Origin of the sequence: Agromyces sp. NPDC127015 (assembly GCF_042725165.1) — a bacterium.
GTDB lineage: Bacteria > Actinomycetota > Actinomycetes > Actinomycetales > Microbacteriaceae > Agromyces > Agromyces chromiiresistens.
In genome coordinates this window covers 413805-435355 of the sequence record NZ_JBHXDI010000001.1, presented here as the reverse complement: position 1 = coordinate 435355, position 21551 = coordinate 413805, and the positions used below count along the sequence as shown (strand labels likewise).

19 protein-coding genes are annotated in these 21551 nt (G+C 67.1%); 9 read left to right on the top strand and 10 right to left on the bottom strand.

The features are described 5' to 3' along the window. Positions 1 to 14: 14 nt before the first annotated feature. The 4 genes from ACFWGP_RS01940 to ACFWGP_RS01925 all read left to right on the top strand — a co-directional run bounded on the left by ACFWGP_RS01940 (position 15) and on the right by ACFWGP_RS01925 (position 2414). The gene (locus ACFWGP_RS01940) at positions 15 to 425 is read left to right on the top strand and encodes an organic hydroperoxide resistance protein (protein WP_308191609.1); all 411 of its coding nucleotides are present in this window, start codon (positions 15 to 17) and stop codon (positions 423 to 425) included. 85 nt (positions 426 to 510) lie between these two features. Then, complete coding sequence (locus ACFWGP_RS01935; protein ID WP_376930007.1) at positions 511 to 807, top strand: hypothetical protein; 297 nt, start codon at positions 511 to 513, stop codon at positions 805 to 807. A 51-nt stretch (positions 808 to 858) separates the two neighbouring features. Continuing rightward, positions 859 to 1182 (top strand): YciI family protein, encoded by a 324-nt coding sequence (locus tag ACFWGP_RS01930; RefSeq protein ID WP_376930006.1) that lies wholly within the window; start codon positions 859 to 861, stop codon positions 1180 to 1182. After that, positions 1179 to 2414: an RNA polymerase sigma factor gene (locus tag ACFWGP_RS01925; protein ID WP_376930005.1), complete on the top strand. Its 1236-nt coding sequence runs from the start codon at positions 1179 to 1181 to the stop codon at positions 2412 to 2414. Before ACFWGP_RS01930 ends, ACFWGP_RS01925 begins: the two co-directional genes overlap by 4 nt. Positions 2415 to 3911: 1497 nt before the next feature. On the opposite strand, the gene ACFWGP_RS01920 is transcribed toward ACFWGP_RS01925, so the two are convergent. The 3 genes from ACFWGP_RS01920 to ACFWGP_RS01910 all read right to left on the bottom strand — a co-directional run bounded on the left by ACFWGP_RS01920 (position 3912) and on the right by ACFWGP_RS01910 (position 7539). Next, a complete protein-coding gene (locus tag ACFWGP_RS01920) occupies positions 3912 to 5594 on the bottom strand; it encodes an MDR family MFS transporter (RefSeq protein WP_231429268.1) in 1683 nt (560 codons plus the stop codon). 83 nt (positions 5595 to 5677) lie between these two features. After that, the gene (locus tag ACFWGP_RS01915) at positions 5678 to 6343 is read right to left on the bottom strand and encodes a response regulator transcription factor (protein WP_231429267.1); all 666 of its coding nucleotides are present in this window, start codon (positions 6341 to 6343) and stop codon (positions 5678 to 5680) included. Continuing rightward, on the bottom strand, positions 6340 to 7539 hold the full coding sequence (locus ACFWGP_RS01910) for a sensor histidine kinase (protein WP_231429266.1): 1200 nt from the start codon (positions 7537 to 7539) through the stop codon (positions 6340 to 6342). The genes ACFWGP_RS01915 and ACFWGP_RS01910 overlap by 4 nt, the downstream gene beginning before the upstream one ends. Before the next feature lie 176 nt (positions 7540 to 7715). Between ACFWGP_RS01910 and ACFWGP_RS01905 the strand changes: the two genes are divergently transcribed. The 3 genes from ACFWGP_RS01905 to ACFWGP_RS01895 all read left to right on the top strand — a co-directional run bounded on the left by ACFWGP_RS01905 (position 7716) and on the right by ACFWGP_RS01895 (position 10445). Continuing rightward, the gene (locus ACFWGP_RS01905) at positions 7716 to 8414 is read left to right on the top strand and encodes an ABC transporter ATP-binding protein (protein ID WP_231429265.1); all 699 of its coding nucleotides are present in this window, start codon (positions 7716 to 7718) and stop codon (positions 8412 to 8414) included. After that, positions 8411 to 9712, top strand: coding sequence for an ABC transporter permease (locus ACFWGP_RS01900; protein ID WP_376930004.1), 1302 nt, complete (start codon positions 8411 to 8413; stop codon positions 9710 to 9712). Before ACFWGP_RS01905 ends, ACFWGP_RS01900 begins: the two co-directional genes overlap by 4 nt. A 271-nt stretch (positions 9713 to 9983) precedes the next feature. Further along, entirely contained in the window at positions 9984 to 10445 is a 462-nt protein-coding gene (locus ACFWGP_RS01895) for a hypothetical protein (protein ID WP_231429263.1), read from the top strand. A 357-nt stretch (positions 10446 to 10802) separates the two neighbouring features. On the opposite strand, the gene dnaB is transcribed toward ACFWGP_RS01895, so the two are convergent. The 7 genes from dnaB to ACFWGP_RS01860 all read right to left on the bottom strand — a co-directional run bounded on the left by dnaB (position 10803) and on the right by ACFWGP_RS01860 (position 17295). After that, on the bottom strand, positions 10803 to 12176 hold the full coding sequence (dnaB, locus tag ACFWGP_RS01890) for a replicative DNA helicase (RefSeq protein ID WP_231429262.1): 1374 nt from the start codon (positions 12174 to 12176) through the stop codon (positions 10803 to 10805). A gap of 547 nt (positions 12177 to 12723) precedes the next feature. Further along, on the bottom strand, positions 12724 to 13176 hold the full coding sequence (gene rplI / locus ACFWGP_RS01885) for a 50S ribosomal protein L9 (RefSeq protein WP_231429261.1): 453 nt from the start codon (positions 13174 to 13176) through the stop codon (positions 12724 to 12726). Positions 13177 to 13187: 11 nt separating this feature from the next. Further along, positions 13188 to 13448, bottom strand: a complete 261-nt coding sequence (gene rpsR, locus ACFWGP_RS01880) for a 30S ribosomal protein S18 (protein ID WP_231429260.1) — start codon at positions 13446 to 13448, stop codon at positions 13188 to 13190. Positions 13449 to 13516: 68 nt separating this feature from the next. Beyond that, the gene (locus tag ACFWGP_RS01875; RefSeq protein WP_376930003.1) at positions 13517 to 14035 is read right to left on the bottom strand and encodes a single-stranded DNA-binding protein; all 519 of its coding nucleotides are present in this window, start codon (positions 14033 to 14035) and stop codon (positions 13517 to 13519) included. Between the two features lie 5 nt (positions 14036 to 14040). Then, positions 14041 to 14412 (bottom strand): 30S ribosomal protein S6, encoded by a 372-nt coding sequence (gene rpsF, locus ACFWGP_RS01870; RefSeq protein ID WP_275506992.1) that lies wholly within the window; start codon positions 14410 to 14412, stop codon positions 14041 to 14043. A gap of 268 nt (positions 14413 to 14680) precedes the next feature. Further along, complete coding sequence (locus ACFWGP_RS01865; protein WP_376930002.1) at positions 14681 to 15640, bottom strand: hypothetical protein; 960 nt, start codon at positions 15638 to 15640, stop codon at positions 14681 to 14683. A gap of 218 nt (positions 15641 to 15858) precedes the next feature. Continuing rightward, entirely contained in the window at positions 15859 to 17295 is a 1437-nt protein-coding gene (locus ACFWGP_RS01860; protein ID WP_231429256.1) for a CCA tRNA nucleotidyltransferase, read from the bottom strand. A gap of 76 nt (positions 17296 to 17371) precedes the next feature. Between ACFWGP_RS01860 and ACFWGP_RS01855 the strand changes: the two genes are divergently transcribed. Continuing rightward, on the top strand, positions 17372 to 19837 hold the full coding sequence (locus ACFWGP_RS01855) for a DUF6049 family protein (RefSeq protein WP_376930001.1): 2466 nt from the start codon (positions 17372 to 17374) through the stop codon (positions 19835 to 19837). Continuing rightward, the gene (murJ, locus tag ACFWGP_RS01850; RefSeq protein WP_231429254.1) at positions 19830 to 21446 is read left to right on the top strand and encodes a murein biosynthesis integral membrane protein MurJ; all 1617 of its coding nucleotides are present in this window, start codon (positions 19830 to 19832) and stop codon (positions 21444 to 21446) included. The genes ACFWGP_RS01855 and murJ overlap by 8 nt, the downstream gene beginning before the upstream one ends. Positions 21447 to 21551: the final 105 nt, after the last annotated feature.

Sequence of the window (21551 nt, the reverse complement as noted above, 5' to 3'; positions counted from 1 at the left end):
GACAGGAGTCAGTCGTGAGTCTTTACACTGCTGTTGCTACTTCGACCGGTCGCAACGGCCGCGCCTTCAGTTCTGACGGCAAGTTGGATGTGGACTTGGCGTTGCAGCAGGAGCTGGGCGGTACGGGCGATGGCACCAACCCCGAGCAGCTGTTCGCGGCAGGATATGCCGCCTGTTTTGCAACCTCGTTGCAGCTCGTGGCAGGCCAGCGGAGAATCGACGTTTCAGGGCTATCGGTGACAGCCGAGGTCAGCCTGCTTCCCAACGGTGCAGGTGGCTTCACGCTCGAAGTCACGTTGCGGACAGCACTGCCCGAGGGCCTGCCCCCAGAAGTCGCTCAAGAGCTCATCCGGACCACACACGACGTCTGCCCGTATTCGAATGCGACGCGGGGCAACATTCCTGTCCACCTTCTCGCCGAATAATCTAGGGAAACGGAATCTGGTCATGGCGGTCCTCGACGACGTTCGAGCGCTGGGCGCGGAGCTGGAGCGCTCCTATCATGCATACGTGCGCGGGCGATTGAAGTTCCGGGTCGGTCAGATGGTCTACGTCGCGTTCTCACTCGACGAGGCCGTGATGGGGTTCGCCTTCCCGAAGGAGGAGCGGGCAGCGCTCGTCGCGGGAAACCCACGCAAGTTCCAGATGCCCTCGGAGTCAGAACTGCGCTTCAACTGGGTCCACGCCGATCTCGCTGTGCTGAAGCCTTCCGAGGCCCGCGAACTCGTCGTCGATGCCTGGCGCATGGTCGTGCCCGCGAAGCTCGCTCGCGCGTACGATCTCGCGCATCCCACGGGCCCGCACTGAAGACCCGAGCGGGCGTCGCACCAATGACATGAACCAGAGAGAGGACTTCCGATGCACTACCTGATTTCCGTGATCGATGACAAGCGCAATCCCGGCAGCTTGGACAGGCGACCCGCGATCAGCCAGTTCAACGAGCGCCTGATCGCCGATGGCTACTGGGTGTTCGCGGGCGGGCTCGCGGACACGGACGCAGCCACGGTCATCGACAATCGGGGCGAGCACCCGATGATCAGCGATGGGCCGTTCCTGGAGTCGAAGGAGTACCTCGCCGGTGTCTGGGTATGGGAGGCGCCAGATCTGGATGTTGCGCTCACCCTGGCGGCCGAGGCGTCGAAGGTCTGCGACCGGAAGATCGAGGTGCGGCCGTTCCAGTGAGCGACGTCGAGGGCGCGATCAGCCAGGCGTACCGTGACGAGTGGGCCCGGCTTGTCGCCGGCCTGACCAGGCGCTTCGGCAACCTCGACCTGGCGGAGGAGGCTGCGGCCGAGGCGTTCGCGACCGCCGTCACCCGGTGGCCTGTCGACGGCTTACCACCCAACCCGGGCGCCTGGCTCACCACCACGGCGACCCGCAAGGGCATCGATCGACTGCGGCGCGAAAGCCAACGCGACAGCAAACACGAGGAGGCCCGGATGGTGTTCGGCCACGCACCGACCGAGTCGATCGGTGCCATCGACGACGACCGGCTCCGGTTACTCTTCACCTGCTGTCATCCGGCGTTGGCGATGGAGAATCGAGTGGCGCTGACCTTGCGCATGATCGGCGGTCTGACCGTGCCCGAGATCGCCCACGCGTTCCTGGTCCCCGAGAACACGATGGGACAGCGGATAACCCGCGCGAAGGCCAAGATCAAAGCGGCTCGCATCCCGTATCGAATGCCTTCTAAGGCAGATCTCCCGGACCGCGTCGCCGGGGTCCTCGCGGTGCTCTTCCTGATCTTCAATGAGGGCTATCTGGCGACCAGTCCAGAAAGCAGCCCGGTACGTGCCGACCTCACCGCCGAGGCGATCCGCCTCACACGCCTGATCCGTCAGCTCATACCCGAGAGCGGCGAGGTCGCCGGGCTGCTGGCGTTCATGCTCCTCACGGAGGCCCGCCGCACCGCCCGGATCTCCGAACACGGCGAGCTGGTCCCGCTCGACGAACAGGACCGTGCGGCCTGGGAGCCGGAACTCATCGCCGAGGGCCATCAGCTGGTGCGTGAGCGCCTCATTGCCGCCGCCGCCGGTGAGGCTCCCGGCCGATACCAGATCCTCGCCGCCATCGGGGCCGTGCACACCTCCGCCCGCGACTTCCGCGAGACGGACTGGTCACAGATCCTCGCGCTCTACGACCAGCTCGCCAACGCAGACCCGTCACCGATCATCGCCCTGAACCGGGCCATCGCGGTCGCCGAGATCGACGGCCCGGCAGTTGCCCTTACGACGGTCGATCGGCTCGAAAAGGCGTTGAACGGCTATCACGCCTTCCACGCAACGCGTGCCGATCTGCTGCGGAGGCTCGGCCGTAACCAAGACGCCCGCGCAGCGTACGACACGGCCCTCGACCTGGCGGGCAATACCGCAGAGACCGCTCACCTCGCCCGTCGCCGCGACCGGCTCCGATAGCGCGGATGCTCAGCCAATCAGAACCCGCACGAGCGAGCGACCGGTGAGGTTCAGTATCGTCCCGATGGCGGATCCACTCATGGACCACTCTCACGTGATGCCCTTTTGCCCGATCCGGCACCTGATGAAAAGGGCGTCACGCGGCGAAAGGGCGTCACGTCCGTTGGCCCATCCGCCCGCAAAGCCGGTCCGTCACCGCGCCCACAGAACCGATGGGCTAACCCGGGAGGCGACCAACCATGATGGGGGCGATCTCCTTCGAGTACATCTGAATGTCGCTGTTGGACGGCGCATGGAGAATTGTCTGAACCTCAGGAACGCCATTTGGTGCGAGCCATCGCAGATCGTGAGAGTCCCGGGCGTCTTCGTACAGGAGCCACTCCGTCGCATCGACCCAGCCGCGACCCGCAAGCACGGCATCAGAGTCGGACGTCGCCAGCGCCCATGAGAATGGCCGGAATGTCACTGCGGCGAGAGTATGGATCGCCCGGCCACTTCCGTCCGTTAGACCAGTCAGCATCGGCCCGGTGAGCTGGGCTGCGGTCCCCATGTAGGTCGCAACTCGCAGAGTGATTTCACCGGGGAGCCTAACCGGCCCGCCTTCGTGCACCTGCTCCGCGAGTGTCGGATGTAATACCCGCGTGTGGGGACTGATCCCTAACATTCCGGAAAGCACCGATCGCGAGACTCGGCCGGGAGCGACAGTAACCGCCTGAGCGTTTGGTGTCGCGATGCGACTTCGAGAAGTTAGCCTGAGCCGAGTCTCCACTCGACGAGCGAAGTCGGCGTATGCCGTGTCATAGCGTGAGCCGGCGAAGTTGTTGCAGTCGACGCAAAGCCCACGCACCCACATCCCACCCTTGTTCCAAGTCCCTGGCGTCAGTCCGACCCCCGGTGATGCCATCACATTCGCTCGCTCAACATCACGGGTGTTGCCAGCCGCCTGTGGGGGCACGTGGGTCTTACTCAGCCTTCGGAAGACCCCGCACACACCGCATTGACGTGGGTGGTTGTCAAGGAGCAACCCTGCGGGCTCTGGGCCAGAACGGATCACGCATCCCCCATCTCCGGCGCCAGCTTCGTAAAGATACGACCGTCATCCGGGAGCGGGCGACCCGATCGTCGAATGAGTTCGCCGTGCCCAGCGAGCGAATTGTCCGTCTACCTGACCCGATGGTATTCGCCCGCCCAGATACGTCTACCGCAACACAGATCGAATCCCAAACACATGTCCTTTTGGACACCTCGATGACAAGTCCAGTGGGAATTGGACATTTACCACGGGAACCTACATGTAGGTTCCGCGCGGAGATGTCGCTGTGGCGCAGAATCCGCGGTATTTGTCCGGGTCTGAGCGGACGGGATTCCACGGAAGATGGCAAATTCCTACACACCGACATCTGCCGCCACGCCCCGCAAGGGATCTCTCAAAGGGCGCGAGTGGCGCCGGCTAGGGCAAATTGCTTGGCCGGATCCCACAGACCGCGATCGATCGGGTCATTCGTGTTTGTCGCCCGTACCGGTCTGACCTGTCCTTGGCGTGGTGCCTGCGTCTGTGGGTCCAGTGTGAAGCGCATCGGTGTCGACGCTGACGAGGCCGGGCGCGGCCAACCCGCCGGTGACGGCTTCGCGCACAGGGTGTGCGTCAGCGTCTTCATCGAGTGAGGCGCGCAGCGGAACTTCCTTGATGAAGAGCACGAGCACGAGGCCAACGAGGACCATCGGGATGAGCGTTGCGAACACTGGGGTGAGGGCGTCGTTGTAGGAGCCGACGATGACCTCTCTGATCTGGTCGGGGAGATCGCGTACGGCCGCGGGGGTGAGGGAGTTGAGGTCTCCGGCATCGCCACCGCCGGCGGGCATGTTCTCGGTGAGCAGGTTCGTCAGGTTCGCGGTGAAGAGGGCACCGACGATCGCGCCGCCGAGGGATGCGCCGATTTCGCGGAAGAAGTTGTTCGCGGCGGTGGCGGTTCCGACTTGCCGGTCTGGGAAGGAGTTCTGGACGATTAGGACGAGGATCTGCATGCCCAGGCCGACGCCGAGGCCGAGGATGAACAGGTAGCTCATCAGCACCCAGAGCGGTGTGTCGACGGTGAGGGTGGAGAGGAGCCACAGCCCGATGCCGAGGCCGACCATGCTGCCGATCGGCATCCACTTGTACCGGCCGGTCTTTGCCGCGAGCTGCCCGGTGGTGATCGCCCCGGCCATGAGACCGACGATCATCGGGATCAGCATCAATCCGGACACGGTTGCGTTCACCCCGGTGACCATCTGCAGGTAGGTGGGCAGGTAGGCGATCGCCCCGAACATTGCAATGCCGATGAAGAGACCAGCGATGGTGGCGAGCACGAAGTTGCGGGACTTGAACAGGGAGAGCGGAATGATCGGTTCCTCGGCCTTGTGCTCGGCGAGGACGAACAGTGCCGAGAAGACGGCCGCGATCACGATCAGCCAGATGATGATCGGAGAGTTCCACTCGTACTCGGTGCCGCCCCACGACGCTACGAGGATGATCGAGGTGACCGCGATGGCCATGGTGAGCACCCCCCACACATCGAACCGGACTTTGGTGTCGTGCTTAGGGAGTTTCAGGAAGAATGCGGCGAGAGCGATGGCGGCGATGCCGAGGGGGATGTTGATCCAGAACGCCCATCGCCAGCCGACGGACTCGGTGAACCAGCCGCCCAGGAGCGGGCCGACAACGGCGGACAGTCCGAAGACGGCGCCCATGATGCCCATGTACTTGGAGCGCTCGCGGACGGGAGCGACGTCGGCGATGATCGCCTGCGAGAGGATCATGAGTCCGCCCCCGCCGAGGCCCTGGATCGCGCGGGCGATGATCAGCCAGGTCATGTCCTGGGCAAACCCTCCAACGATCGACCCGACCAGGAAGATCGATAGCGCCCCGATGAATAGGCCCTTACGGCCGATGAGGTCGCCCAGTTTGCCGTAGATCGGCATCATGATCGTCGACGCCACCAAGTAGGCGGTGGTCACCCACAGCATGTGGTTCACTCCACCGAGCTCACCCACGATGGTCGGCAGTGCGGTAGAGAAGATGGTCTGGTCCAGGGAGGCCAGCAGCATCGCGACCAGCAAGCCGGCGAAGATCGGGAGGATGTGGCGGGAACCGCCGGCCTGGTCAACAGTGTTCGCGTCGGGTCGGGAAGAGTGAGTCACCCGTCTATGCTCTGACGGAGCTCTCGGGTGCACGTCCCCCAGGTGCGGCATCTTGACGTACTGCGTTCGCAGTATGCGGGTATCTATCCACCCGGGGTCAGTAGACCGGTCTCGTAACCGATAATCACCAACTGGGCGCGATCATGAGCGTGAAGCTTGGTCATCACTCGGTTCACATGAGTCTTCGCAGTGTGCGGGGAGATGAAGAGCTCCTCTGCGATCTCGAGGTTCGACCGGCCCCGAGCGACCAGGAGCAGCACCTCGCGTTCCCGATCGGTCAGTTCGGCCAGCTCTGGGATGGTTTCAAGGTTGGGCTGCGCTGGAACATTCACGTACCGCGTGATCAGGGAACGGGTAGCGGTCGGCGACAGCAACGCGTCGCCCGCGTGCACGGCGAGAACCGCCCGGACGATGTCGTCGGGCTCTGACCCTTTGCCGATGAACCCGCTCGCGCCGGCGCGCAGCGCCGCGACGAGGTACTCATCTTCCTCGAACGTGGTGAGAATCAGCACCCGGGTGTCGGCTAGGTCGGGGTTCGCGCAGATCTGGGCAGTCGCGGCGATGCCGTCCATGCCGGGCATCCGGATATCCATCACGATCACGTCGGGCCGCAGCCGGGCGGCCTGGTCGACGGCATCGACGCCGTTCACTGCCTGCCCGGTGACGGTGATGCCGTCTTGGCCCGTGAGAATGTCGGTGACGGCCTGCCGGATCAGGGCTTGGTCATCGACGATCAGCACATCGATCACGTCGCGTCCTCCTTCTTCAGCGGCAGAGTAGCGCTGATCTTCCAGCCGCCGAGTATGGGACCGGCCTCAACGGTTCCGCGCACCGACGCGACTCGTTCCCGCAACCCGATCAGCCCTACTCCAGTACCGGTCAAGGGGGCGCTGGGCTGGTCGCCGGCGGGGTTGGTAACCACGATCCGCAGGTTGTCCGGTCCAACCTCCAACAGCAGGTGGGCACGGTGCTCGGTGCCGTGCTTGTGGGCGTTCGTGAGTGCTTCCTGAATCACCCGATACGCCACAAGTCCCACAACACCAGTGACGTGCGTGGTCGCTCCGTCGATGCGAGTGTTCACCTCCAGGCCGGTGCTGCGGAACTGGTCTAGGAGGTCGGGAAGCTGCTCGAGCCCGTATTGAGGAGCCGGGACGCCATCGGCCGGGTCGTCGGCACGGAGCATAGTGAGCAGACTACCGATCTCGCCGAGAACGGTCCGAGCGGCTCCGCGGATCGTGCCGAGCGCCGTTGCCGCCCGGGCGGGGTCATCTCGCAGCGCGGAAGAAGCGACTCCCGCGTTCAGGCTGATGACTGCGATCTGGTGGGCGACCGCGTCATGCAGATCACGGGCCAGGCGCAGCCGCTCCTCGGTGACGCGGCGGCGGGCCTCTGCATCCCGGGTCTGTTCGGCGCGTTCGGCGCGCTCCGTGATCGCCGCAATATATGCCCGACGTGACCGGGCACCGTCTCCAGCGGCGGAGGCGAACGCGACCGCGAACACGAACTGGAACACCCGCGGGTCAAAGACACTCCCGGGGGCGGCCGGAATGCTCAACACGAACACCACCAGCACGGTGAGCCCCCCGATGAGGACCGTGGCTCGTCGGGTGGACCGGTTCGCTACTCCAAACATCGCGATCGCCACGCTCAGCCCAATGCCCGGCGACAGCAGCCCGATCCACGCCGCCGTCCCGTACAAGACGAGGCACACGATGAGCACGGCGAGTGGCCATCTACGCCGGAATGGCAACACAACCGCCGGCAGGATCACCAAGACCGTCGCCGCCCAGTTGTCGGGTTGGAACTCATCACCCGGGAAGGGTGCGAACGCGGCGGCGACGATCAGCGCTGCGGCGATCAGATCCCCCGCCCACGCCGGCATCGCCGGATGCGGTGAAGCCGGCACCTCCGCCACCGTCACGGGGCGATCCGGATCTCTGGTCACCCTCCCAGTGTGGCGCGACCAGACCCCACAGACGTCACCTTCTCAGGGGATCCGGAAATACCGCATCCGCGGTATGAGAGTGTCCGCGTCAGAGTGACGCGCGTATCGGGTGTGCCCGGAAGGCTGGAGATACCCAGACCATCCGACGGCCCCGCGGGGCATCACAGGAGCGATTCATGAGTATCCCGATCATCCTCGCCGACGACGTGCACAAGTCGTACGGGCGCGGCCAAACCCGTTTCGACGCCCTCAAGGGGGTGAGCTTCGCCATCTCCGAAGGTGAATCCATCGCGATCCTCGGCAAATCCGGCTCCGGGAAATCCACCTTGATGCACATCATGGCCCTCCTCGACGCCCCGTCCAGCGGTCGCATCAAGCTCGAGAACGTCGACACCCGTACTTTGAAGGGCCGCCGGCTCAACCGCACCCGCAACAAGACCTTCGGGTTCGTGTTCCAGCAGTTCTTCCTCATCCCCAACGCATCAGTGCTCGACAACGTCACACTGCCGCTGAAGATCGCCGGCGTCGGTGCGGCAGAACGCAAGCGCCGCGGCATGGCAGCGCTCGAGCAATTGGAACTCGCCGACAAGGCCAAGAACAAGGCCATCAACCTATCGGGCGGGCAGAAGCAACGCGTCGTGATCGCCCGCGCCCTGGTGAACAACCCCCGGATCATCTTCGCCGACGAACCCACCGGCAACCTCGACTCCAAGACCGGAGCCGTCGTCGAAGACATCCTCTTCGAGCTGAACCGGGAACACGGCATCACCCTCATCGTCGTCACCCACGACGAAGACCTCGCCGCCCGCTGCGACCGGCAGCTGCGCATCCGCGACGGCCTCCTCATCGACGACACTACGGAGGTAGCGGCATGAAGGCCCTCGACCTGATCGGCTCCGCGGTCTCCAACACGTTCCGATCCAAGACCCGCACCATCCTGACGATTTTGTCGATCTTCATCGGCGCATTCACCCTGGCTATCACCAGCGGCCTTGGCACAGGTATCAACAACTACATCGACGACACCGTCTCCGGAGTCGGAGCCTCCGACGCGATGACTGTCACGAAGACCACCGAAAACGCTGGCGACCCCCTCGCCGGAGGCGGCGAACCGGCCGAATACGACCCCGACGCCGTCTCCGCCGGCATCCCTGGGATGACCGTCACCGCCCTCACCCCCGACGACATCGAAACCATCGAGGGCATCGACGGGGTCCTTTCCGTCGACGCGCAGCGGAACATCAACCCTGACTTCATCCAATTCGATGACGGCACTCAGTACGTCGCGAGCGTCGGCGCCCTCGTTGCCGGGCAGACCACCGTCCTCGCGGATGGCTCCGCACCCGATGACGACGCGACGGAGTACGAAGTCGCGTTGCCGCAGGCGTACGTGGAACCGCTCGGATTCGACAGTGACGCTGACGCGATCGGACAGACCGTGACGATCGCGATCACCGACGCGGTGCGCACCCAGCACACCATCGACGCGACCGTCGTCGGTGTCACGGAAGAGGCCCTCGCGTCCCCGACGGGCTCCAGCATCCTCATCAACACCGCGCTCACCGACACCCTGTTCGACGCACAGTCCACCGGCATCCCCGCAGACGAAGCGGACCGGTACTCATCCGCGACCGTCTGGTTCGACCCAGACGCAAGCGCGGACGACATCGAAGCGCTCAAGGAGCGACTCGCCGACGCCGGCTTCACCGGCACGACCATCGATGACCAGCTCGGCACAATCACCACCGTCATCGACGGGATCGTGCTCGTCCTCAACGCGTTCGCGATCATCGCACTGCTAGCCGCGGCGTTCGGGATCGTGAACACCCTCTACATGTCCGTTCAGGAACGGACCCGGGAGATCGGACTCATGAAAGCCATGGGCATGGGCAGCGGCAAGGTCTTCGGCCTGTTCAGCCTCGAAGCTACCTTCATCGGCTTCCTCGGCTCCGCGATCGGCGCGGTCATCGCGATCGCAGCCGGCACCGGGCTCAGCTCCGTACTCTCGCAGACACTACTCGCCGACCTGCCAGGGCTCACGCTGATCGCGTTCGACCCGGCATCGATCGTGGGAATCATCCTGCTGGTCATGGCGATCGCGTTCCTCGCTGGCACTCTGCCCGCCGCACGGGCCGCGAAAGCCGACCCCGTCGACTCACTTCGCTACGAATAGCCGCTATGGGGTGCTCGGCAAACCCCGAGCACCCCACCAGCTCCGCAATCGATCACGTCCCGAGGAGGTGATGTCAGCATCAACTCACTAGAAGAGCACGCGGCGTCGGTCTGAGAATCGAAGGATAATCACGACTTTTCGTTGCAGTCCAGCTCCTCCATGACACCACCCGAAACCCGAGCGATCCGCACCCGCAGCAACAGATCTGACTCCGATTTCCCTCGACACCGCAGACCGCCCTCACCCACATCGAACAGATCGGACTGGAAACATGAAACACAAGACCGCTACGTTCCTCCTCGCATCCGTGGTCGGCGCAGTCGCAGTGTTCGGGCTTACCCTGCTCATCTACGGAACCTTCTTCCAGGACTTCCTCGAAGGTTTCAGCGAGCTATCCCCCGAAACCACGGAGCTGATCTCCAGAGACAGCATCAACATCGTCGCGATCATCATCGCCAACCTCGCTCACGGCGTATTGCTGGCGACCGTCATCACCTGGGGCAAGTTCTACACACCGCTACGCGGTGCGACCGCAGCCGCCGTCGTCGCATTCCTCACTGAGGTGTACTTCCTGTTCACCCAGTACGCGATCTTCAAAACCATGGACCTTGTCTCCGCGATCGCCGACACCATCATGTGGACCATCGTCAACGCCATCGTCGGCGCCCTCCTCGGCTGGATCCTCGCCACCTCAGCTCGCAAACGAGCCGCGCCCGCAGCCATACAGGAGTAGCCGCCGAGGACAGGATCGCGTGATAGGCAGGGGCACGCGCCACGCGCCGGCGAGGGTGCGCTCGGGCACACTCAACGCGATCACCCCGCAGCCAGCCCGCCACACCGCCGTTCAAGCCCCTGGAGAATGAGGGCCCGTTCACCCTGACTGGTGAAAAACGCCCGCACAGATGCGTCTACTGCAAAGGCACGGTCGACTCATCTATGGGACCCACGGAAGGTGGCAGAAATGCCATCTTCGTGTGGAACCCTAGGACGGGCCGGAATCCGCGGTAGTTGTCACTAATGACAGGTAGGTGACAAGTACTCGCGGAAAATGACATCTTCCTGCGGAACCTACACCAGCGAAACGGCCCGGCTACACCTGCACCATGTCGGCGAACCGCGAGAAGTGCCCGTGGAAGGCGACCGTGATCGTACGCGTCGGACCGTTTCGGTGCTTCGCCACGATCAGGTCGGCCTCGCCGGCACGGGGGCTGTCTCGCTCGTAGGCGGCCTCGCGGTGCAGCAGGATGACCATGTCGGCGTCCTGCTCGATCGAACCCGACTCGCGCAGGTCGCTGATCGCGGGCATCTTGTCGGCGCGCTGCTCGGGGCCACGGTTCAGCTGCGACAGCGCGATGACCGGCACCTGCAGCTCCTTCGCGAGCAGCTTCAGCGCACGCGAGAACTCCGACACCTCTTGCTGGCGGCTCTCGACGCGCTTGCCGCTCGTCATGAGCTGCAGGTAGTCGATGACCACCATCTTGAGTCCGACGCGCTGCTTGAGCCTGCGGCACTTCGCGCGGATCTCGACGAGCGTCATGTTCGGCGAGTCGTCGATGTAGAGCGGGGCATCGTTGATGCGACCGCGGGTCGAGGCGATGGTGGTCCAGTCGCGCGAGTCGACGGTGCCCTTGCGCATGTTCTGCAGCGGCACGGATGCCTCGGCCGACAGCAGGCGCATCGCGATCTCGCTCTTGCCCATCTCGAGGGAGAAGAACACGGCAGGCAGGTCGTTCGTGATCGCCGCAGCCCGAGCGAAGTCGAGCGCGAGCGTCGACTTTCCCATCGCGGGTCGGGCGGCGACGATGATCATCTGCCCGGGGTGGAAGCCGTTGGTCAGGTCGTCGAGATCGGCGAAGCCGGTCGGCACGCCGACCATCTTGCCGTCGGTGTGCTTCGCGGCCTCGATCTCGTCGATCGCGACGCCGATCGCGTCGGAGAGGGGCACGTAGTCTTCGGTCTCGACCGAACCGGTGACCGAGTAGATCTCGGCCTGCGCGTTGTTGACGAGGTCGACGACCTCGCCCTCGCCCTGGTAGCCCATCTGCACGATGCGCGTGCCCGCCTCGACGAGGCGGCGCAGCAGCGCGCGTTCGGCGACGATCGAGGCGTAGAAGCCGGCGTTCGCCGCGGTCGGCACGAGGCTCGTGAGCGTGTGCAGGTACTCGACGCCGCCGGCGCGCTGCAGGTCGCCCGTCTTCGTGAGCTCGTCGGTCACGGCGATGACGTCGGTCGGCTCGCCGTGCGAATAGAGCGTCAGCAGGGCGTTGAAGATGACCTCGTGCTTGGGCACGTAGAAGTCGACGCCGCGGATCGTCTCGATGACGTCGGCGACCGCGTCTTTCGAGAGCATCATGCCGCCGAGCGCGCTCTGTTCGGCGAGCAGGTCATGCGGCGGAACGCGTTCGCCCCGTCGGGCTCCCTCGTCGTCGACCGGTTCGGCGAGCCCGATGTGCGCGATCGACAACTTGGTGACCTCCGATTCGGCTCGGGCGGGCGAGCGACCCGCGCCCGCTCTTCAGCCTCGCCGTGACCACTGACATGGACTCGGCGACCGCGAGAGAACCATCTGATCGAGGGACGCTGCTTCACGATATGGAAGGCTCGTCCACAGCACAAGCCAGCCTGTGGATAACTCTGGGGAGAATCTGGGCGAAACGCCGACCAACATGTGCACTCAGCCTGTGGACAACTGTGGAATTCTTGTGAATTACACGGGTTGAATTCTGACTTGATCAGGGATTCAAGAATTCCACACCTGTGGGGGAGAACTTCTTTTCGAGTTCTTCACACACGGTTCTCCACCTGTGTACAACCATCTCAGGAAACCCGCATGCGGGGTTGCGGCCGACCATCGAACGGGTGTAGAAAACGCGACCCTTCCGACGGTCTCCGAGCGCCCCGCCACGGGGGACGCCGACGCCGTGCCGCGCCCGCCCGAGGCATCCCCGAAAACGACGAAGCGGCGGCCGGGAGCCGAAGCTCCCGACCGCCGCTCGCGATCGTTGCGAAGGCTACTTCGCGGCGACCACCTGGAGGGTGATCGTCGCGGTGAGCTCGTCGTGCAGACGAACCGTCGCCTCGTGGTCGCCGACCGACTTGATCGGCGACGGGATCTGGATCTTGCGCTTGTCGACCGTGCCGAGGCCGGCGGCCTCGACCGCAGCCGCGACGTCCGACGTCTTGACCGAGCCGAAGAGACGGCCGCCGAGGCCGGCCTTGACGGCCAGCCGGACCTTGCCCTCTTCGAGCTTGGCCTTGAGGGCCTGAGCGTCTTCGAGCGAGTGCAGCTCGCGAGCGGCACGCGCCGCCTTGATCTGCTCGACCTGCTTCTCGCCACCGCGGGTCCACGGCGTGGCGAAGCCCTGGGGAACCAGGTAGTTGCGCGCGTAGCCGTTCTTGACCTCGACGACGTCGCCGGCCGTGCCGAGGCCGGTGACCTCGTGCGTGAGAATAACCTTTGCCATTGTCGTGCTCCTTAGCGGCCGGAGCCCGAGTAGGGCAGGAGGGCCATCTCGCGCGCGTTCTTCACGGCGCGGGCGATGAGGCGCTGTTCCTGCACGGAGACGCCGGTGATGCGACGGGCACGGATCTTGCCGCGCTCCGAGATGAACTTGCGAAGGGTGGCGACATCCTTGTAGTCGATGACGCCGACCTTGATGGACTTCGCGGGGGCGGCGTTCTTCGCGCCCTTGCCGCCGCGAGGCTTGCGGCGGTCGCCGCTGCTCTTTCCAGCCATTTCTGATCCTGTCTAGATGTTGCGGGTGTCGGTGGGCGGCCCGGCCGCCTCACTCACCCGCGTGAGTGTTAGAAGGGCGTCTCGTCGCCGTAGTTGGTGCCGGGGGTGTTCCACACGTCGCCGCTGCCGCCCTGAGGGGCGGAAGCGGGCGCGCTGGGAGCCCACGCGTCGTCGGACTGGCCGCCCCCGAAGGAGCCGCCGCCGCCGACCGCACCGCGGTTCGACTGCGCTCGAGTGACCTGGGCGGTCGCGTACCGGAGCGAGGGGCCGATCTCGTCGACCTCCAGCTCGATGGTGGTGCGCTTCTCGCCTTCCTTCGTCTCGTAGGAACGCTGCTTGAGACGCCCGGAAGCGATGACCCGAGAACCCTTGGTGAGCGATCCGGCGACGTGCTCGGCGAATTCACGCCAGCAGCTCGCGCGCAGGAACAGCGCTTCACCGTCCTTCCACTCGTTCGCCTGACGGTCGAACGTACGAGGAGTGGAGGCGATGGTGAAGTTGGCAACCGCCAGACCGTTCTGCGTGTAGCGCAGCTCGGGATCTGCAGTGAGGTTGCCCACCACGGTGATGATGGTCTCGCCGGCCATGGGGACTAGGCGTCCTTCTTCGCAGCGGCGGCGGCCTTCTTGGCGGCCTTCGCCTCCTGCGCCTTGGCGTACGCGGCGACCTGGGCGATCGCCTCTTCGGCGCGGAGCACCTTCGTGCGCATGACGGCCTCGCTGAGGTTCAGCTGGCGGTCGAGCTCGTTGGTGGTCGCCGACTCGGCGGTGAAGTCGACGACGGCGTAGATGCCCTCGGACTTCTTGTTGATCTCGTAGGCCAGGCGACGACGTCCCCAGATGTCGACCTTGTCGACGGTGCCGCCATCGTTACGGATGACGTTGAGGAACTTGTCAAGGCTGGGAGCAACGGTGCGCTCGTCGATCTCGGGATCGAGGATGACCATCAGCTCGTACTGGTGCATGACTAACCCACCTCCTTCGGACTCAGCGGCTACAGGATCTCTGCAGCAGGAGGGTTGTGCATACGTCGCGTCGTGGAGGCCGCGCAATGCGGCACACGGGCAACCTGTCAATGGTAACGGATGCCTCGCGCTCGCGCCATTCGAGCCCGCACCCGCACCCGCACCCGCACCCGCGAATGTTCCCGTTTCGACCGAGCGTCGCCGCGAGGGGGGTACTTCTCGGCTGGAGCGGCCACACTCGTGCGGTGCGAGCGGAAGAGCAACACCGTCACCGCCGCTCGCGGAGCGGGCGCAGCCCGGCACGGCGGAGTTCGGCGTCGAGCAGTGGGGGCCGTACGGCCGCTGTCCAGTCCCAACGGGCTCCGAACGGGCGATGATGACGCACGCGGTTCTCACGCTCCTTCTCGAGCAGCACCGCCTCGGCCGTCGTGCGCCCCTTCAGGTACTCGGGCCGAACGTACTTGCCGCGTCCGTCGAATTCGCCGAACACCCCGAACTCCGGCCAGTCGAAGTCGACGATGTCGCGACCGCCTCCCGGTCGTGGGAATGCGACCTGCAGCTCGGGTGCCGGGTAGCCGAGCAGATGCATGTTCGCGCGACTGACCGATTCACCGGGCGAGCCCGACCTGGGGTCGCCGAACGCCACGGCGATGCGCGCCGAGCGCACCCCGCGCCGCCCGGGAATCGCCTCGATCGCCTCGAGCAGGTGCTCGCGCGAGACGCCCGCGAGCGCCGGATGATGCGGATGCATCGTCGCCGCGCCGAGCGCCACGTCGACGACCGCGACCGCCGCGGCGAACGGGAGCGCCCGTACGAGGTCCACGACGGTTCGCCGGAAGCTCGTCACGAGGAACCCGTCGTGCTCGACGGTCTCCTCGTCGGCGACCGGCTCGTGGTGCCACGTGACGCCGTTCTTGCTGCGGACCCCGGAGCGCTCCGGTGCGACGAGATGGACGGCGCCGTGGTGCGGGCCGACGATCGGCAGGCCCCAGACGACGCCGGCCGACACGTTGCAGAGCACCGCATCGACTCGCCGCGTCTCGAGCACGGCGCTCACCCTCATCAGGTATCGCTCGTCGTGTCCCGCCGACCGCCACGTCTCCGAGTTCACGAAGACACCGCGGCGCAGGCGCGTGAGCTCGCCCGAACTCGCTCGCGGGTCGCGTCCTTCGAGCGCGAGCGCCCGCGTCGTGACGAGCTCTGCCCGGCGCCGGTCCGTTGAATCCACGCCGCAACGCTGGCACGAATCGCCACCTCCGCCCGCGACTGAACCCGCTCCGTGCACCGTCTGGCCGAAGCATCCGGTGTGGAGGACCAGTGACGACGACGCGTGCGCGGCGAGCGTTGCCGGGCCCGCCGAAGGTTGCCGGTCTCGCCGCCACGCTCGGTCGAAACGGTCACACTCGCGTGGCCGCCGCGCGGCGCGCGCTGCGCGCCCGGCGCGCGCTACTGCTCGCGCGCGGCCCACCAGGCGAGCAGGCGTTCGCGCGCGGCCTCCTCGCCGATCGGACCCTCGTCGAGCCGCACGTCGAGCAGGTACTTGTACGCCTCGCCGACCACCGGGCCCGGCCGGATGCCGAGCGCGGCCATGATCTGCTGGCCGTCGAGTTCGGGCCGTACCGAGGCGAGCTCCTCCTCCTCGGCGAGCCGGGCGATGCGCTCCTCGAGGTCGTCGTACGCGAATGCGAGCTGGTCGGCCTTGCGGCGATTGCGGGTCGTCACATCGGCCCGCGACAGGATGTGCAGGCGCTCGAGCTGCTCGTCCGACCCCGCGTCGCGCACGTAGCGGCGCACGGCCGAGTCCGACCACGAGGCATCCGCGTAGCCGAAGAATCGCAGGTGCAGCTCGACGAGCCGCCCGACCGCCGCAACGGTGTCGTTGTCGAACCGCAGCGCCCGCAGGCGCTTCTTCGCGAGCTTCGAGCCGACGACGTCGTGGTGGTGGAAGCTCACCGCCCCGCCCGACTCGTACCGGCGGGTGGCGGGCTTGCCGATGTCGTGCAGCAGCGCGGCGAGGCGGACGACGAGGTCGGGCGATTCGAGCACGCCGCGCGAGATCTCGTAGTCGATGGCCTGCTCGAGCACGGTGAGGCTGTGCTCGTAGACGTCCTTGTGGCGGTGGTGCTCGTCGCGTTCGAGGCGCAGCGCCGGCACCTCTGGCAGCACGCGATCGGCGAGCCCGGTGTCGACGAGCAGGCGGATGCCTCGGGCCGGCGACCTCGTCGACAGCAGTTTCGACAGCTCGTCGCGAACGCGCTCGGCCGAGATGCGGTCGATCTCGGGTGCGAGCGCCGACATCGCCGCGAGCGTGCCCTCTTCGACGTCGAAGCCGAGCTGGGCGGCGAACCGCGCGGCGCGCATCATGCGGAGCGGGTCGTCGCCGAACGACTGCTCGGGCGCGGAGGGCGTGCGCAGCACCCCGGCGAGGAGGTCTTCGATGCCGCCCGACGGGTCGACGAGCTCGAGCCGGGGCAGGCGCAGCGCGAGCGAGTTGACGGTGAAGTCGCGGCGGGTGAGGTCGCCCTCGAGCGAGTCGCCGAAGACGACCTCGGGCTTGCGCGACTCGCCGTCGTACGAGTCGGCCCGGTACGTCGTGATCTCGACGGTCTCGCCGGCGATCTTCGCGCCGATCGTGCCGAACTGGCGGCCGATGTCCCAGTGCGCCTCGGCGATCGGCTTGACGATCGCGAGGATCTCGTCGGGCGTCGCATCCGTCGTGAAGTCGAGGTCGTTCGTGGACCGCCCGAGGAAGGCGTCGCGCACTGGCCCGCCGACGAGCGCGAGTTCCCGTCCGGCGCGCTCGAAGGCGGCCGCGAGCGGTGCGACGGTCGGCGAGGCCGCCGACTCGGCCAAACGGTCGAGGGCTGTCGCGACACTCTGCATGCCCCCTATGTTAAGCGGGCGTCGTGCGCCGCCGTTCCGAGCGGATGCCCCGCCCCCGACCCGTAGAATCGCCTGCATGGCAGCCGACTCGACCCCTGCGCGCGCGCGCGGCGATCGGCTCACCCACCGTCGGGGCGTCGTGCTCGGCGTCGCCGCCGCCTCGGTGATCGCGGTGATCGCCGCCCCCCTCGGCGCGCTCGCCCTCTCCGGCGGAGCCTCGTCGGCCGGGGTCGGCGACGCCGCCTCAGCGCAGGCACGTGCGCAGGCCGAAGCCGTTGCGTCCGCCGAGGCGGAGGGCGTCAGGCTGCACCTCGCGCCCGCGACGTCGACAACGATCGACCCCCGCAGTCCGCTCACCGTGCAGGTCGAGCTCGACAACGCCACGGCCGAGCAGCTCGCCGCCGGCACGCTGCGGCTGACCCGGGCCGAGGAGCCGATCGACGACGCCGACGAACTCGACGCCTGGTTCGGGGTCGGCGACGGCACGCCGCCGTCCGCCGTCGAGCTCGGCACGGCCGAGTCCCGCGCGACGAGTGCCGGCGGATCGACCACGGTCACGTTCACGGTCCCGTCGAGCGCGCTCGGTGACCCCACAGCGCCCGTCATCGGGCTCGGCGCGGAGCTCGTCGTCGACGGCACGGTCGTCGCGACCGGCGCCGACGCGTTCGCGACGCCCACGGGCACCGCCGGCGCGAAGACCACGGTCGCGTTCGCGTATCCGCTCACCATCCCCGAGCAGACGACGGGCATGATCGACGCCGCGACCCTCGAGGAGTGGACGGCGCCGCTCGGCCTCCTCAGCCGGCAGCTCGACGCCGTCGCCGACCGGCCCGTCGCCATCGGCGTCGACCCGCGCATCATCGCGTCGATCCGTGCGCTCGGCAGCGCCGCTCCCGAGTCGGCGACCGCGTGGCTCGCACGGCTGGGCACGGTCACGAACGAGATCTTCCCCCTGGCCTACGCCGACGCGGATGTCGCGCTGCAGGCGCAGCTCGGACTGACCACGATGCTCGCGCCCACGAGTTTCAGCGACGTGCTCGACCCGTCGGCGTTCACGACGCCGATCGAACCCGAGCCCGGCACGGATGAAGGCGAACAGGCGCCGATCGACGAACCGACGCCCACGGCCGACGCGACCGTGCCGGCCACGCTCCCGCCGACGACGACACCCACCGACGGCCCGGCCGACACCCCCTCGCCGACGCCGACCGAGACGCCGCCGGTGCCCGGCGAGGTGCCATCGACCGAGGCGCTGCTCGAGTGGCCGTACACCCGCACCGATCTCGCCTGGCCGGCCGACGACACCGTCGCCACCGGCGACCTCGGCCGACTCGACGCCGCCGGCCTGACGACGACGATCCTCGCTCCCGGCAACGTCGCGCCCACCGACTCGGCCGTCTCCGCGACGGCCTCGATCGACGGCTCGACGGCACTCGTCGCCGACGCGAGGATCACCGCGCCGTTGCGCGAGGCATCCGCTGCCGGAAGTGACACGGCGTGGCGCTCGGCGACGGGGCAGCTGCTCGCCGAGTTCGCCGTCGCGCCGGCCGCGGGCGGGCCGGCCCTGCTCGCGACCTTCGACCGCGATGCGGGCGAGCACTCCGTGCGGGTGGCCGCGACGCTCGGGCAGCTGACGAACGACGCGTCAGTGCAGCCGACCGGCCTCGCCGGAGCGATCGGGGCTCCGCCGGTGGCGCGCACGCTGGTCGACGAACCGGAGGACCCGCAGCGCACGACGACCGCTCAGCGCATGCTCGACCTCGAGGCCGAGGTGGGCCAGTTCTCGACCGTGCTCGACGATCCGCGCCTCCTCACCGGCCCGGTGCGCCGCGACCTGCTCGCGCTGTTCGACGTCGCCTGGCTCGCCGACCCCGCTGCCTGGGACGCGGCGGCCGCCCAGTGGCTGGCCGACCGCCGAGCGACGCTCGCGGGCGTCTCGGTCGTGCCGTCGTCGAGCGTCAACATCTTCGCCCGTGAGTCGCCGTTGCCGATCACCGTGCTCAACGCGCTGCCGTACCCGGTGACGGTCGTCGTGTCGGCCGACCCGTCGAACGGTCGCCTGGTGGTCGAGGAGAGCGTCACCGAGACGATCCCCGCCGAGTCGCGCAGCACGGTGCAGGTCCCGATCGCCGCCGGCGTCGGCCGCGGCGAGGTCACCATCGCGATCTCGCTGGCCTCCCCGACCGGGGTCGCCATCGGCCGTACCGTCTACATCAGCGGCAACGTCCAGGCCGACTGGGAGGGCCTCGGCGCCGTCATCCTGGCCACCGCCGTCGTGCTCTTCTTCGGGTTCGGCATCTGGCGCAACATCCGCCGCCGGCGCAAGCAGCGCGCGGCCGAGGCGAGCAGTGCGATTGCGGAGAGCGGGGTAGCGAAGTCTGCGGAGGCCGGCGGTGCCGCCGACGCGGCGGAGATCGCGGATGCCGCGGCTGCGGTCGAAGCCGGCGACGATGCCGGAGAACGCGAAACCGCCCGAGCCGGTGTCGACACCGCAGAGCGCGCCGACGAGACCCAGGACGACGAGGACCCGAAGCGTGACTGACGACCATATCGGCAAGGCGAGCCTGTTCCTGGCCTCGGGAACGCTCGTCTCCCGCATCCTCGGGTTCGTCAAGGCGATCGTGCTCGCGGGCACCATCGGTGTCGTCAGCTCGGTCAGCGGTGACGCGTTCGCCGTGGCGAACGGGCTGCCGAACACCGTCTATGTCATCGTCGCGGGCGGCGTCCTGAGCGCCGTGCTCGTTCCGCAGATCGTCCGTGCTTCGGCTCACGCCGACGGCGGAAGCGGCTACATCAACAAGCTGCTGACCCTCGCGATGGTGATCCTGCTCGGTGCGACGGTCGTCGCCACGGCACTGGCCCCGCTGCTCACCACGCTCTACGCCGGCACGAACAAGACGATGCTGCCGCTTGCCATCGCCTTCGCGTGGTGGTGCATGCCGCAGATCTTCTTCTACGGCCTCTACACGCTGCTCGGCGAGGTGCTCAACGCCCGCCGCAGCTTCGGCCCGTTCACCTGGGTACCGGTGCTCAACAACGTCGTGGCCATCGCCGGCCTCCTCGTCTTCGGCCTGATCTACGGCTTCGACCCCGATGGCCAGCGCGAGGTCGCGGACTGGACGAGCGGCATGGTCGCGCTGCTCGCCGGCTCTGCGACGCTCGGCATCGCCGTGCAGGCGCTCGTGCTGTTCTGGTTCTGGCGTCGCGTGGGCCTCCGCTTCCGGCCCGACTTCGCCTGGCGGGGCGCTGGCCTGCGCGCGGCCGGCAAGCTCGCCGGCTGGACCTTCGGCATGCTGCTGCTCACGACCTTCGCCGGCATCGTGCAGTCGCGCGTGCTGTCCATCGCGTCCGGCTACGGCGCATCGGTCGCAGCAGTCGACACCGCCTGGCTCGTCTTCATGCTGCCGCACTCGGTCATCACGGTCTCGATCGCGACCGCCTACTTCACGCGCATGAGCGAGCACGCCGCCCGCGACGATCTCGGTGAGGTCCGCTCCGATCTCTCCAGTGCGATTCGCGGCGTCCTCGTCATCCTCATGCTCGCGGCAGCAGGACTCATGGTCGTCGCGTACCCGTTCGGCGCGGTGTTCCAGACCGGACTGGCCGCGGCATCCGCGATCGGCAACATCCTCATCGCCTTCGCCCTCGGACTCGTGCCGTTCAGCCTCCTGTTCGTCGTGCAGCGCACGTTCTACGCGCTCAACGACACCCGCACGCCCTTCTTCTTCACGCTCTTCCAAGTGGTCGTGTTCACGATCGCCGCGTTCACCTGCCTCATCCTGCCGCTCCCCTGGATCGGCGTCGGCGTCGCGCTCGCGACCACCGTCGCCGTCATCGCGCAGTTCATCCTCGCGACACTGCTGCTGCGTCGTCGGCTGACCACCCTCGACGGTCGACGGATCGGGGTGGCGATCGTCCGCTCGCTCATCGCGCTCGTCCTCCCGGTCGCCGCGGGCCTCGTGCTGCTCGTCGTGCTCGGCGGAACCAGCCAAGGCGGTTTCGCCGTGTCCGGCAGGTTCGGCGCCATCGTCTCGATGGTCGTCATCGGTGCCGTGATGTCGGCGCTGTACTTCGGCGGCCTCTGGCTGCTGCGCTCGCCCGAGTTCCGCGGCTTCGCCGAACCGGCACTCGCCCGACTCCGTCGACGCTGACGTCCGGGATCGCGCGTCGGCCGCGGCATCCGTCACACGGGCGTCGCGTTCGGGCCGCCGGAATACGCGACGCCTAGACTGTGTTGACCATGGCGTGACATCCGG